This is a genomic window from Streptomyces sp. NPDC006283, from assembly GCF_040613325.1.
Taxonomy (GTDB): domain Bacteria; phylum Actinomycetota; class Actinomycetes; order Streptomycetales; family Streptomycetaceae; genus Streptomyces.
Genome location: NZ_JBEXRZ010000216.1, coordinates 1 through 12,304, shown reverse-complemented (window position 1 = coordinate 12,304; position 12,304 = coordinate 1). Strand labels below are relative to the sequence as shown.

Genomic DNA, 12,304 nt, shown 5'->3' with positions numbered 1-12,304 from the left:
GATGATCACGGGGATGATGAGCGGCTTGCGGCGGTAGGTACGGAACGCCCAGGCGCCCAGCTGGTCCAGGAGCGCCTGAAGGGGTTCGAACACGCCCGGTGTCGCAGCGACCGTCAGCGCGCCGGACGGCGGCTCCCCCGGGCGCCCCCCGGTCAGTGCGCCGGCCTCGCGGGCGATCAGGTCGCCGGCCGCCATGTCCCAGGGGCTCAGACCGCGCTCGTAGTAGCCGTCCAGGCGGCCGGCCGCGACGTCCGCCAGGTCGATGGCCGCCGAGCCGCTGCGCCGGATGTCCCGCAGCCGGGGGATGAGCCGCTGGGCGATGTCCGCCTGGTGCGCGCGGACGGTGTGGACGTAGTTGAAGCCTGTCGAGACCAGCGCCTGGTCGAGCGGCGGCGCCGGCCGGCACCGCACGGGCCGGTCGTTCAGGTACGCCCCGCCGCCGAGCACCGAGTGGAAGGTCTCGCGCCGCATCGGGGCCTCGACCACGCCGACCACCGTCTGCCCGTCGAGCTCGGCGGCGATGGAGACGGCCCACGTCGGCAGCCCGTACAGGTAATTGACCGTGCCGTCGAGCGGGTCGATGACCCACCGGACACCGCTGGTGCCGACCGTGGAGGCGCCCTCCTCACCGAGGAAGCCGTCGTCCGGGCGGTGTTCGGCCAGGATGCCGGTGATCAGCTTCTCGGCGGCGATGTCCATCTCCGTCACGACGTCGATGGGGCTCGACTTCGTCCTGGCGACGCCCAGGTCGTCAGGGCGGCCGTCCCTGAGCAGCGCACCGGCCTGACGGGCGGCTTCCAGGGCGAGGGCCAGCAGTTCGGACGTCAGCGGGTCGGTCACGGGATCGGTCACTGAGGTCTCCTTCAGGCGTACGGGCTGTCGGCGCCGGCCGCCGCGGGCTTCGGCGCGCGGGCCGGGCAGCAGCCGACCGGGCAGAGGTCGTGGCTCGCGCCGAGGGCTCCGAGCGCACAGCGCTCGGCCGCGATGCCCCGCTCGGTCGCGGCCCGCTCCAGGACAAGATCGCGCACGGCCGCCGCGAACCGCGGGTCCGCGCCGACGGTCGCGGAGCGGCGGACCGGCAGGCCCAGCTCGGCGGCCTTCGCGGTGGCCTCCGTGTCGAGGTCGTACAGGACCTCCATGTGGTCGGAGACGAAGCCGATGGGGACCATGACCACCGCGGGCGCGCCCGACCTGTGCAGCGCCTCGAGGTGGTCGCAGATGTCCGGCTCCAGCCACGGGATGTGCGCGGCTCCGCTGCGGGACTGGTACACGAGCTCCCAGGGATGCGCGACGCCGGTTTCGTCGCGCAGGGCGTCGGCGATCAGCCGGGCCACGTCCAGGTGCTGGCGGACGTAGGAGCCGCCGTCGCCGTGCTCGGCCGCGGTGCCGGAGGAGTCGGCCGCCGACGTGGGGATGGAGTGCGTGGTGAAGGCGAGGTGCGCGCCGGCGCGGACCTCTTCCGGCAGATCGGCCAGCGAGGCGAGGACACCGTCGATCATCGGGCGTACGAAGCCGGGGTGGTTGAAGTAGTGCCGCAGCTTGTCCACACGCGGCAGCTCCAGACCTTCCGCCTCGAGCGTGGCCAGGGCTTCGGCGAGGTTCTCGCGGTACTGGCGGCAGCCCGAGTAGGAGGCGTACGCGCTGGTGGCGAGGACGGCGATGCGCCGGTGTCCCGCGACGGCCATCTCCCGCAGGGTGTCAGTGAGGTAGGGCGCCCAGTTCCGGTTGCCCCAGTGGACCGGCAGGTCCAGGCCGTGCTCGGAGAAGTCCTTGCGCAGCGCGTCCAGCAGGGCGCGGTTCTGGTCGTTGATGGGGCTGACGCCGCCGAAGAGGAAGTAGTGCTGCCCCACTTCCTCGAGCCGTTCCCTGGGGATGCCGCGGCCGCGGGTCACGTTCTCCAGGAACGGGACCACGTCGTCCGGGCCTTCGGGGCCGCCGAACGAGAGCAGCAGAAGGGCGTCGTAAGGAGCTGGATCACGCAGATCGGACATGGGGCGATCCTGCCACCCCCTTCGCACGCGGGAAAAACCGCGGTGCGCGCAGGGACGGTCGGCGCGTAATCTGTGAAGGCTGCTCATACGCCTTACCGGAGTCCCCGAATGCCCAGTCCGTACCGCGCGATCTTCGCCACCCCCGGCGCCTTGGGGTTCTCCGCCGCCGGCCTGGTCGGCCGGATGCCGCTGTCCATGATGGGCATCGGCATCATGACCATGATCTCCGAGCTGACCGGCCGCTACGGCCTCGCCGGCACGCTCACGGCCACCCTCGCCCTGTCCGCGGCCGTGCTCGGTCCGCAGATCTCGCGCCTCGTCGACCGTCACGGCCAGCGCAAGGTGCTGCGTCCGGCCACGCTGGTCACCATGGCCGCGGTCGCCGGGCTGCTGATCTGCGCCCAGCAGGGGGCGCCGGACTGGACCCTCTTCGTCTTCACGGCCGCCGCCGGGTGCGTGCCGAGCATCGGCGCGATGACCCGGGCTCGCTGGGCGTCGCTGCTGCGGGGTTCACCGCGCGAGCTGCACACGGCGTACTCGGTGGAGTCGGTCATCGACGAGGTGTGCTTCATCTTCGGTCCGATCGTCTCCATCGGTCTGTCGACGCTGTGGTTCCCGGAGGCCGGGCCGCTGCTCGCCGCCGCGTTCCTGCTGGTCGGCGTCTGGTGGCTGACGGCGCAGGGCGCCACGGAGCCGAAGCCGCATCCGGCGGAGGAGCACACCAGCGCCAGCGCGCTGCGCTCTCCCGGTCTGCAGGTGCTGGTGGCCGCGTTCGTCGCCACCGGGGCGATCTTCGGCGCGGTCGACGTGGTCACGGTGGCGTTCGCGGAGGAGTCGGGCCACAAGGCCGCGGCGAGCTGGGTGCTCGCGGTGTACGCGCTCGGCTCCTGCCTCGCGGGCGCCGTCTTCGGCCTGCTGCACCTGAAGGGCGAGCCCGCCCGGAGGTGGGTGCTGGGCGTCTGCACGATGGCCGTGAGTATGATCCCCCTCCAACTGGCCGGGAGCCTGCCGTTCCTGGCCGTGGCGCTCTTTGTCGCGGGCCTTGCCATCGCGCCGACGATGGTGACGACCATGGCCCTCGTCGAGGCGCACGTACCGCGCAGCAAGTTGACCGAGGGCATGTCCTGGACGAGCACCGGGCTCGCGGTCGGCGTCGCTCTGGGTTCCTCGGCCGCCGGGTGGGTGGTCGACGCGCGAGGGGCTGCTGCGGGGTACGCGGTGCCCGGCGTTGCGGGAGCGTTCGCGGCCCTGGTGGCGTTCCTGGGGTACCGCCGGCTGCGCAGGCCGGTGCCGACGCGGGAGGGGCAGCGTGAGCAGCGTGATCAGGACCCGGAGGAGCGAGAACAGCCAGTGGCGTAACTGGGCGGGGACCGTCGCTTCCAGGCCGGCGCGGGAAGCGCGCCCTGCCTCCGTGCAGGAACTCGCCGACGTGGTGCGTGAGGCGGCGGAGGACGGTCTGAGGGTGAAGACCGTCGGTACGGGGCACTCCTTCACGGCCATCGCCGCCACCGACGGTCTGCTGATACGCCCGGATCTGATGACGGGTATCCGGCGGATCGACCGGTCGCAGATGACCGTCACCGTGGAGTCGGGCACTCCACTCAAGCGGCTGAACACGGCCCTCGCCCGTGAGGGCCTGTCGCTCACGAACATGGGCGACATCATGGAGCAGACGGTGGCGGGGGCGGTGTCGACCGGCACCCACGGCACGGGACGTGATTCGGCGTCCGTGGCCGCCCAGATCAGGGGCCTCGAACTGGTGACGGCGGACGGCTCCGTGCTGACCTGTTCGGAGAAGGAGAACCCCGAGGTCTTCGCGGCGGCCCGGATCGGCCTGGGCGCGCTCGGAGTCATCACGGCGATCACGTTCGACGTGGAGCCGGTCTTCCTGCTGACGGCGCGTGAGGAGCCGATGACCTTCGACCGGGTCCTCGACGAATTCGACGCGCTGCACGCCGAGAACGAGCACTTCGAGTTCTACTGGTTCCCGCACACCGGCAACTGCAACACCAAGCGCAACAACCGCAGCGCGGGCCCGGCGGCTCCGCCCGGCCGGATCGGCGGCTGGGTCGAGGACGAACTGCTGTCCAACGGCGCCTTCCAGGTGGCCTGTTCGCTGGGCCGCGCGGTGCCCGCGGCGATTCCCGCGATCGCCAGGGTCTCCAGCCGCGCGCTGTCCGCCCGCACCTACACGGACATTCCCTACAGGGTCTTCACATCTCCGCGCCGGGTGCGGTTCGTCGAGATGGAGTACGCGCTGCCGCGGGAGGCGGCGGTCACGGCGCTGCGCGAGGTCAGGGAGATGGTGGAGCGCTCGCCGTTGCGGGTGAGCTTCCCGGTGGAGGTGCGTACGGCTCCCGCCGACGACATCACGCTCTCGACGGCGTCGGACCGCGAAACCGCCTATGTCGCCGTGCACATGTACCGTGGCACGCCCTACCGGTCGTACTTCACCGCCGTGGAGCGGATCATGACCGCTCATGGCGGCAGGCCGCACTGGGGCAAGATCCACACGCGGGACGCGGACTACTTCGCCGACGTCTATCCGCGGTTCGCCGAGTTCACCGCGTTGCGTGACCGGCTCGACCCGCAGCGGGTGTTCCAGAACGCCTACCTGCGCCGGGTGCTGGGCGACTGACTCTCCCCGCCCGTCGCCGGCGCCTTCCGCCCGGTCCGGTCCCTGTATCGGGGTGGGCGTGAGCGGCGCGTGGATGGTGGTCATGGCGATGCCGGAAACGACGACGGCCGCGGCCGCCGGACGCTTACAGCCCTGCCCCGTTCCGTGTGCGGTCGCCGGGCAGAACTCGCCCTCCCCCACGTCACTTCGGGGCTCCGACTGCACCAACTGCCCCGCCCGGGTCCTGCGGTGGGCCGTGACCTCGCGGAGTACATATGAGCGTAGTCAATAGTTCCGTTTCTGCCGTTTCTGTGGAGCACAACACCTGGTCACCCCGCGTTCGGGCACACAACTCCCGCCCCCCTGGAGAAGTTCGGCGGCGCGGCGGTCCACCCCCATGGCCCGAATGGAGTACTGTGGCGAGCCCTGGGACCGGTTTCCCTCGTGGTGTCGGGACCCCAGGTTGGGGGCCGAAATTGGCGCTCGATCCGGCGGCGCCGCGGTGAAGCACGGAGATCTATCACTCGGAGTGACCGACCGATCACGCTGAGTGCCAAATAGGTAACCGTGCCATAACGGCGATCCAGGGCAGCTGCCCGACACGCCGGGCAACTCGGCAAGGTTGTGGCAGGCTGCACCCGGGCAGGCCACACTCGACTAGCGGAAGCAGCGACGCAGGTGACGTCGGCAGGCACCACCCGGGAGGTCCCCATGCCCGAACTGCGTGTCGTGGCCGTCTCCAACGACGGCACACGACTGGTGCTCAAGGCTGCGGACAGCACGGAGTACACGCTTCCGATCGATGAACGGCTGCGCGCAGCCGTGCGCAACGACCGCGCCCGCCTCGGCCAGATCGAGATCGAGGTGGAGAGCCATCTCCGCCCCCGCGACATCCAGGCGCGTATACGCGCCGGTGCCTCCGCTGAGGAGGTCGCTCAGCTCGCCGGCATCCCCGTTGACCGGGTGCGCCGGTTCGAAGGACCGGTGCTCGCGGAGCGCGCCTTCATGGCGGAACGCGCCCGCAAGACTCCCGTTCGCCGCCCCGGTGAGAACACCGGACCGCAGCTCGGCGAGGCGGTGCAGGAGCGGCTGCTGCTGCGCGGCGCCGAGAAGGACACCGTGCAGTGGGACTCGTGGCGCCGCGACGACGGCACCTGGGAGGTCCTGCTGGTCTACCGGGTGGCGGGCGAGCCGCACTCGGCGAGCTGGACGTACGACCCGCCGCGGCGGCTCGTCCAGGCCGTCGACGACGAGGCGCGCGCTCTGATCGGCGAGACCGACGACACGATCGCGCAGGAGCCGAGCTTCCCGTTCGTCCCGCGTATCGCGCGGCTGCCCAGGGATCGGCCGCTGGACCGCGCCCTGGACCGGCAGATGGACCGCCCGGCCACCGCTGTGCCGTCGGCCGACGGGGACGGCGACGGCGAGCGGGACTCACTGACGAGCCTGTTGGAGGCCGTGCCCAACTTCCGCGGTGACATGGTCGTTCCGGAGCGGCCCGCGCCGCCGGAGCCTGCGGCCATCGAGCCGGCTCAGGAGCCGGAGGCCGAGGAGGAGCCGGTCGCGCCCGCCGCGTCGGCCGGTGCCGGATCGGCGTACGCGGACGTGCTGATGCCGCGTTCCGTCGCGGGTCACCGCGATCGGCTGACGGGCACCACGGACCGGCAGGCCGAGGCGGACGGCGTCCGCCCCGGCCGCCGTGCCGCCGTGCCGAGCTGGGACGAGATCGTCTTCGGTACGCGGCGCAAGAAACAGGAGTGACGAACGGTTCGTCAAAGGGCCGGCCCGCAGGGGCCGGCCCTTTGCGTGTGGTCAGCCCGGCTGCGGGCCCGTGGCCACCGGACGGTCGGGGTTGTGCGACCACTCGGACCAGGAGCCCGCGTACAGGGCGGGCTCGAAGCCGGCCAGCTCCAGGGCCACCGCCTGCTGGGCCGCCGAGACACCGGATCCGCAGTAGACACCGACGGTGCTGCTGCCTCTCCCCGCGCCGAGCCCCCTGAAGCGCGCGGCCAGCTGCTCGGCCGCAAGGAAGCGGCCGTCGGCGTCGAGGTTGTCCGTGGTAGGCGCGGAGACCGCGCCCGGGATGTGCCCGGCCACCGGGTCGATGGGCTCCACCTCACCGCGGTAGCGCTCTCCCGCGCGGGCGTCGAGCAGAAGCCCCTCGCGGGCCATCGCGGCCGCGTCGTCGGCGTCGAGCAGCGGCAGCGCGCCCGGCTTCGGTTCGAAGGTGCCCGCGTCGGGGGCGGGGATCGTGGTCTCCAACGGTCCCGTCCACGCGGCGAGTCCGCCGTCGAGAACCCGTACGTCGCCGTGGCTCGCCCAGCGCAGCATCCACCAGACGCGCGCCGCGCCCCAGCCCTTGTCCCCGTCGTACGCCACGACCGGCGTGTCGGGCGAGACGCCCGCCGCTCGCATCACCGCGCCGAAGGCCGCGACGTCGGGCAGCGGGTGCCGGCCACCCGCTCCGGGTGGACCGGCCAGTTCCGCTTCCAGGTCGACGAAGACGGCGCCGGGGATGTGGCCGGCCTCGTAGTCGGGCCGTCCGTGCGGCCCGCCCAGCTGGTAGCGGACGTCCAACAGCACCGGCGGCGTCGGGCCGGCGAGTTCGTTCGCAAGATCGGCTGCGGAGATGATCGGAGTCATACCGCCATCCTCGCGCACCCGTGTGTCGCACGGTAACGCCGTCGAAGCGGATGTGACGCCATAAAACGGGCAACCTCCGGCGGGAACCCGCCATATCCGGCGCGGCCCGGGCGCACCGCGCCCCGAGGGGTGACACCATCTGCTCGGGCGCAGCGGCCTACGCACATCCCCGCACGCCGCGCCCGGTCCCCCCGTACGGCCACCACGATGGTCCGAGGAGAGAGTGACGATGACCGAGGCGACTCGGCCCACGCCGGGCACACCTTGCTGGGTGAGTCTTATGGTGCACGGCCTTGACGCGACACAGGACTTCTACGCAGGACTGTTCGGCTGGGAGTTCTCTCCCGGCCCGACCCAGCTGGGGCCCTACGTCCGCGCCATGCTCGGCGACAAGGAGGTCGCGGGCATCGGCCGCCTCCCGGCCGACCGGCATCTGCCGGTGGCCTGGACGCCGTACCTGGCGAGCGACGACGCGGACGCCACCGCCGAGTCGATCCGCAGCTGCGGGGGAACGGTTGGAGTGGGGCCGCTCGACGCCGACACGGCGGGACGGCTGGTGATCGCCTCCGACCCCTCGGGCGCGGTGTTCGGCGTCTGGCAGGCATCGGCACACCTGGGCACCGCCGTGCACGGCACCCACGGAACGCCCGTGTGGAACGAGTTGCTGACCCGGGAGACCGCGTCGGTCGGCAAGTTCTACCACGCGGTCTTCGGCTATGACACCAAGGCGGACGACTCCACCGCGCTCGATCGTCTCACGCTGTGTCTCGACGGCCGGCCGGTGGCCACCGTGCACGGGGTGGGGCCGGCCCTGCCGCGCGGTCGCGGGCCGCACTGGATGACGTGCTTCGAGGTGGAGGACGTCGACGCGGCGGCCCACCGGGTGGTGGAGCTGGGCGGACAGGTGATCGAGCCGCCCGGGCCGGGATCGGGCGGGCGCGTGGCGACCGTCTCCGACCAGGAGGGCGCGGTATTCAGGATCGTACGGTCGGACGCCCGCTGACGAAGGAGCACCGTTCACTGCGGAGTGGGGACGCCTCACGGGGAGCCGTTCTCCGCGCGTGCGCCGGACGGCTCCTCATGGACCGGGCGAAGCCATTCGGTCAGCGCGTCGCGGACCGCGGGGACTGCCAGGGCGCGGGATGCGGCCGCTGACACGGCGAGGGTCTTTCGTTTGGATCAGGCCGGATCAGTGCGGGGTCCCCTCACACCCGCAGGGGGCGTAGGGGGAGGGGTCTGGTGCGTGCGATCGCAAGGCGGAGGTGGGGGCACCTCCCGCGCCGAAGGCGTAGGGGGAGGAGACAATGGCGGAGCCATGGCGACCGACGACAACGCGGCGTGGGGGCACCTTCCGCGCCGAAGGCTGCGGGAAGGGGGGCTACGCCCACGCCGAAGGCTGCCGGGGAGCCAGGGCCCGCGAGCCCGGCATGATCCGCATGAGAGGCCCTGGCACTCCCCGGCCGAGGTTGCCGGTCGGGCCCGTGGGTCAGCCCGACGCCACCGGCAGCACGTCCGGTGAAAGGGCGGCTGCCCTGGCCGTGGCCGCTGTCATCCGCCGGCGGTGGTGGCGCCGGCACAGCACCTCGTAACCGACCTCGTCCGGCGACTGGTTGACGTCCCCGACGACGACCTGTGCCCCCTCGACGACCATCTCCCCGCCGACGGTGCGTGCGTTGTGGGTGGCACGCGCACCGCACCAGCACAGCGCCTCGACCTGCAGCACCTCGACCCGGTCGGCGAGTTCGACCAGCCGCTGCGAGCCGGGGAAGAGCTTGGAGCGGAAGTCGGTCGTGATGCCGAAGGCGAACACGTCCAGCTCCAGGTCGTCGACGACGCGGGCGAGCTGGTCGACCTGCTCGGGCGCCAGGAACTGCGCCTCGTCAGCGATCACGTAGTCGCAGCGGCCGCCCTTGGAGAGGCGGTCGACGAGGTACGCGTAGAAGTCGAAGCCCTCGGCGGCCTCGACCGCGTCGGTGACGAGCCCGAGCCGGGAGGAGAGCTTGCCCGCACCGGCCCGGTCGTCACGGGTGAAGATCATGCCCTGAAGGCCGCGGGTGGACCGGTTGTGCTCGATCTGAAGAGCGAGGGTGCTCTTTCCGCAGTCCATCGTTCCGGAGAAGAACACCAGCTCGGGCATGGGAAGTCGAGACCTTTCGGGTCTGAGGGGAAGGGCTTTTCAGGAACGTACTTCGAGGAGCGGTACGAGCTGCTCGGCGGGGGTCATGGAACCGTGCATGCCGACCATCGCCGACTCGTTGGGCTCGTTGACGGACGCGGTGATCACCACGTCGTCGTGGGCCGCGGCGACGACGTCGCCGATCCGCGCGTACACCCTGTCGTCGACCCGGGGACCGAACCAGCCGGCGGCGATCGCCTCGTCCCGGCTCGCCACCCAGAACTGCTCCCCCAGCACCTCGCGCCAGACGGTGAGCACATCGCTCGCGGCGCCCGGCACGGCGTAGACATGGCGGGCCCTGCCCTCCCCGCCGAGCAGGGCGACACCGGCCCGCAGCTCCCAGTCCTCGTCGAAGTCGATACGGGACTGCTCGTCGAAGGGGATGTCGATCATGCCGTGGTCGGCGGTGACATAAAGGGCCGCACGGGGCGGAAGCTGCTCGGCGAGACGCTCCACGAGCCGGTCCACGTACATCAGCTGACCGCGCCAGGCGTCGGAGTCGATACCGAAACGGTGGCCCTTGCCGTCGACCTCGCTGTAATACGTGTAGACGAGCGAGCGGTCCCCGGCGGCCAGCTGCTCGGCGGCCAGGTCCATCCGCTCCTCGCCGGTCAGCCGACCGTGGAACGTGCCACCGCTGAGCGCGACCTTGGTGAGCGGCGTCTGCTCGAACGCGGGCGACGACACCTGCGCGGTGTGCACGCCCGCCCGGTCCGCGAGCTGGAAGACGGTCGGGTAGGGCTGCCAGACCTGCGGCGGGCTCCACGGCCGCCAGCGCAGCTGGTTCATCAGCTCGCCGGTCTCCGGATTGCGCACCGTGTAGCCGGGCAGACCGTGCGCGCCCGGCGGCAGGCCGGTGCCGACGGAAGCAAGCGAGGTGGCGGTGGTCGCGGGGAACCCGGCCGTAATCGGCCGTCCTGTGCCGCCGCGCGACGTACCGAGCAGAGAGGTCAGGTACGGGGCGTCGTCGGGGTGGGCCTTGATCTGCTCCCAGCCGAGTCCGTCGATCAGGAACACACAGTTCCGGTCGGCCGGGGTGAGCTCCGGGATCGCCTGGCCGAGGCCGGGTACACCCTGGCCCGCGGCGAGTGTCGGAAGCAGATCGGCGAGCGAGCCGCTGCCGTACTCCGGTAGGGGCGCGGTGCCGACGGCGAGCGGGACGGGCTCGTCCGGCCAGAGTTCGGACCGGTCGGTCTGGGCGGGCTGGGCCATCAGCGCGTGGCTGCCGTGGCTTCGGAGAGCGCCTGGGCGAAGACGAGGGTCTGGCGGACCGTGTCCGGGCCGTCACCGGCCTCGCTGACCCGGAGGCTGAGGTCGTCGGCGGTGGAGTTGCCGGTGTAGCCGTGGTCGGCGTCGCAGTTCGGGTCGCCACAGGCGGCCGGCTCCAGATCGAGACGGGAGACGGCGCCCCAGCCGATGGTGAGGACGACCTCGCGGGGCAGGGTCCCCGGGGTGTACGACTCGGGGTTGGCGACCACGCGGCTGACGACGACGGACGAGATCCGGCCGAGCTTCACCGACTCGGTGGAGGTGGTGGCGTACGGCGTCGGGGAGCTCGAGTCGGCGGCCTGCTCGTCGGTGTGGCTGACGATGAACCGGTTCGCCGTCAGGACGAGGACCGTGACATGGCGCCGGACCTCGTTCGCGTCGAACGTGGTCTCCTGGTGCACCAGGTACGACGCGATCGGCTCGCCGCCGACGGCGGCCTCCACCGCCTCTGCCACGAGTGCCGGGTAGTAGCCGCTGCGCTCGATCGCCGCGCGCAGCCCCTGGGTCGTCGTACCGGTCTTCGCCATGCGGTCCATCCTACGGGGCCCTGGGGGCCCGGGCGCTCAGTAGCTGGGGAGCCGACGAGGGCCCAGGTCGGTACGGGGCGGCGGTGGCGCCAGCCGTACGGACGCGTCCAGCACGGAGAGTCCGTGCTGGGCGACCACGACCGGCTCGAGGCTGATGCCGACCACTTCGGGGTGGTCGTCGACCAGCCGCGACACGCGCAGCAGCAGCTCCTCGAGCGCGGACGTGTCCACGGGGGCGGAGCCGCGCCAGCCGAACAGGAGCGGTGCCGTGCGAATGGTCCGGATCAGCTCGGCGGCATCGCGGTCGGTGGCCGGGACGAGCCGGTGCGCGGTGTCGCCGAGCAGCTCGGAGGCCGCTCCGGCCAGCCCGAACGAGAGCACGGCGCCGATGGCGGGGTCGACTGCCGCACGCACCACGGTGTCCACGCCGCGGGGCACCATCGCCTGGACGACGGGCTGCAGCTCGGCCGGCTTGCCCAGGCTGTCAATCAACTCGCGGTAGGCCAGGCGCAGTTGCGCTTCGTCGGCCAGATCGAGCCTTACGCCGCCGAGGTCGGCGCGGTGACGCAGGTGCGGGGCGGTGGTCTTGAGCGCGACCGGGTAGCCGAGGCCCACGGCGGCCTGCGCGGCGGCGTCGGCGTCGGGCGCGGGAAGTGTGGGCCGCACATGGATGCCGTAGCGCGCGAGCAGTTCGCGGGCGTCGGCGGCGCCGAGGGCGAAGCCCCGGTGATCCACGGACCCATCGAGCATCCGGTGGATGTGCGCGGCGGCCCCGGCCTCGTCGATGTCCTCGTACTCCGGCACCCGCCCCGGCTCTGCGGCGTACCGCCGCCACTGCGCGTACCGCGCGGCCTCGGCCAGCGCCCGCACGGCCCGCTCGGCGGCGGGATAGGCAGGAATCCACCGCGCTGCGGCGGCACGGTCGTCAGGTGGCACGGGGGCGGGCGTGTGGGGGGCGGGGACGTGACCGGCCGCGGGCGGCGTCCCCGCTCCGGAACCGGACGCCCCGGCAGAAGCAGAGGCACGGCCCGGCGCCGCCCGCCTCGCCGGTGCGGTGCCCGTTTCGCTCTGGCACCGCGAC

General features: G+C 72.2%; 11 protein-coding genes. 4 read left to right on the top strand and 7 right to left on the bottom strand.

What is annotated here, in order from left to right:
• On the bottom strand, positions 1-840 hold an 840-nt coding region (locus ABZ070_RS30300; RefSeq protein WP_356638531.1), incomplete at its 3' end, for an inositol monophosphatase family protein.
• Between the two features lie 23 nt (positions 841-863).
• On the bottom strand, positions 864-1,991 hold the full coding sequence (locus ABZ070_RS30295) for a ferrochelatase (RefSeq protein ID WP_356638530.1): 1,128 nt from the start codon (positions 1,989-1,991) through the stop codon (positions 864-866).
• Between the two features lie 108 nt (positions 1,992-2,099).
• Between ABZ070_RS30295 and ABZ070_RS30290 the strand changes: the two genes are divergently transcribed.
• The 3 genes from ABZ070_RS30290 to sepH all read left to right on the top strand — a co-directional run bounded on the left by ABZ070_RS30290 (position 2,100) and on the right by sepH (position 6,369).
• Entirely contained in the window at positions 2,100-3,350 is a 1,251-nt protein-coding gene (locus ABZ070_RS30290) for an MFS transporter (protein WP_356638529.1), read from the top strand.
• On the top strand, positions 3,301-4,629 hold the full coding sequence (locus tag ABZ070_RS30285) for a D-arabinono-1,4-lactone oxidase (protein WP_356638528.1): 1,329 nt from the start codon (positions 3,301-3,303) through the stop codon (positions 4,627-4,629). Before ABZ070_RS30290 ends, ABZ070_RS30285 begins: the two co-directional genes overlap by 50 nt.
• A gap of 690 nt (positions 4,630-5,319) precedes the next feature.
• On the top strand, positions 5,320-6,369 hold the full coding sequence (gene sepH, locus ABZ070_RS30280) for a septation protein SepH (protein WP_356638527.1): 1,050 nt from the start codon (positions 5,320-5,322) through the stop codon (positions 6,367-6,369).
• Between the two features lie 51 nt (positions 6,370-6,420).
• On the opposite strand, the gene ABZ070_RS30275 is transcribed toward sepH, so the two are convergent.
• The gene (locus tag ABZ070_RS30275; RefSeq protein ID WP_356638526.1) at positions 6,421-7,251 is read right to left on the bottom strand and encodes a sulfurtransferase; all 831 of its coding nucleotides are present in this window, start codon (positions 7,249-7,251) and stop codon (positions 6,421-6,423) included.
• Positions 7,252-7,480: 229 nt separating this feature from the next.
• Between ABZ070_RS30275 and ABZ070_RS30270 the strand changes: the two genes are divergently transcribed.
• Positions 7,481-8,254, top strand: a complete 774-nt coding sequence (locus ABZ070_RS30270; protein ID WP_356638525.1) for a VOC family protein — start codon at positions 7,481-7,483, stop codon at positions 8,252-8,254.
• A 483-nt stretch (positions 8,255-8,737) separates the two neighbouring features.
• Here the strand turns inward: ABZ070_RS30270 and ABZ070_RS30265 are convergent, their stop codons facing one another.
• The 4 genes from ABZ070_RS30265 to ABZ070_RS30250 form a co-directional block, all read right to left on the bottom strand.
• The gene (locus ABZ070_RS30265) at positions 8,738-9,388 is read right to left on the bottom strand and encodes a thymidine kinase (RefSeq protein WP_356638524.1); all 651 of its coding nucleotides are present in this window, start codon (positions 9,386-9,388) and stop codon (positions 8,738-8,740) included.
• Between the two features lie 39 nt (positions 9,389-9,427).
• Entirely contained in the window at positions 9,428-10,639 is a 1,212-nt protein-coding gene (locus tag ABZ070_RS30260) for a nucleotide pyrophosphatase/phosphodiesterase family protein (protein ID WP_356638523.1), read from the bottom strand.
• Positions 10,639-11,223 carry a DUF5998 family protein gene (locus ABZ070_RS30255; protein ID WP_356638522.1) on the bottom strand — a complete coding sequence of 195 codons (585 nt, stop codon included), beginning with the start codon at positions 11,221-11,223 and terminating at the stop codon, positions 10,639-10,641. The genes ABZ070_RS30260 and ABZ070_RS30255 overlap by 1 nt, the downstream gene beginning before the upstream one ends.
• Positions 11,224-11,259: 36 nt before the next feature.
• Positions 11,260-12,304 (bottom strand): acetate--CoA ligase family protein (locus ABZ070_RS30250; RefSeq protein WP_356638521.1); only part of this gene is annotated, 1,045 nt, incomplete at its 5' end.

Coding starts and splice junctions, on each gene's coding strand:
- ABZ070_RS30265 (WP_356638524.1), bottom strand. CDS start 9,388: ATGCCCGAGCTGGTGTTCTTCTCCGGAACGATGGACTGCGGAAAGAGC.
- ABZ070_RS30290 (WP_356638529.1), top strand. CDS start 2,100: ATGCCCAGTCCGTACCGCGCGATCTTCGCCACCCCCGGCGCCTTGGGG.
- ABZ070_RS30295 (WP_356638530.1), bottom strand. CDS start 1,991: ATGTCCGATCTGCGTGATCCAGCTCCTTACGACGCCCTTCTGCTGCTC.
- sepH (WP_356638527.1), top strand. CDS start 5,320: ATGCCCGAACTGCGTGTCGTGGCCGTCTCCAACGACGGCACACGACTG.
- ABZ070_RS30260 (WP_356638523.1), bottom strand. CDS start 10,639: ATGGCCCAGCCCGCCCAGACCGACCGGTCCGAACTCTGGCCGGACGAG.
- ABZ070_RS30270 (WP_356638525.1), top strand. CDS start 7,481: ATGACCGAGGCGACTCGGCCCACGCCGGGCACACCTTGCTGGGTGAGT.
- ABZ070_RS30275 (WP_356638526.1), bottom strand. CDS start 7,251: ATGACTCCGATCATCTCCGCAGCCGATCTTGCGAACGAACTCGCCGGC.
- ABZ070_RS30255 (WP_356638522.1), bottom strand. CDS start 11,223: ATGGCGAAGACCGGTACGACGACCCAGGGGCTGCGCGCGGCGATCGAG.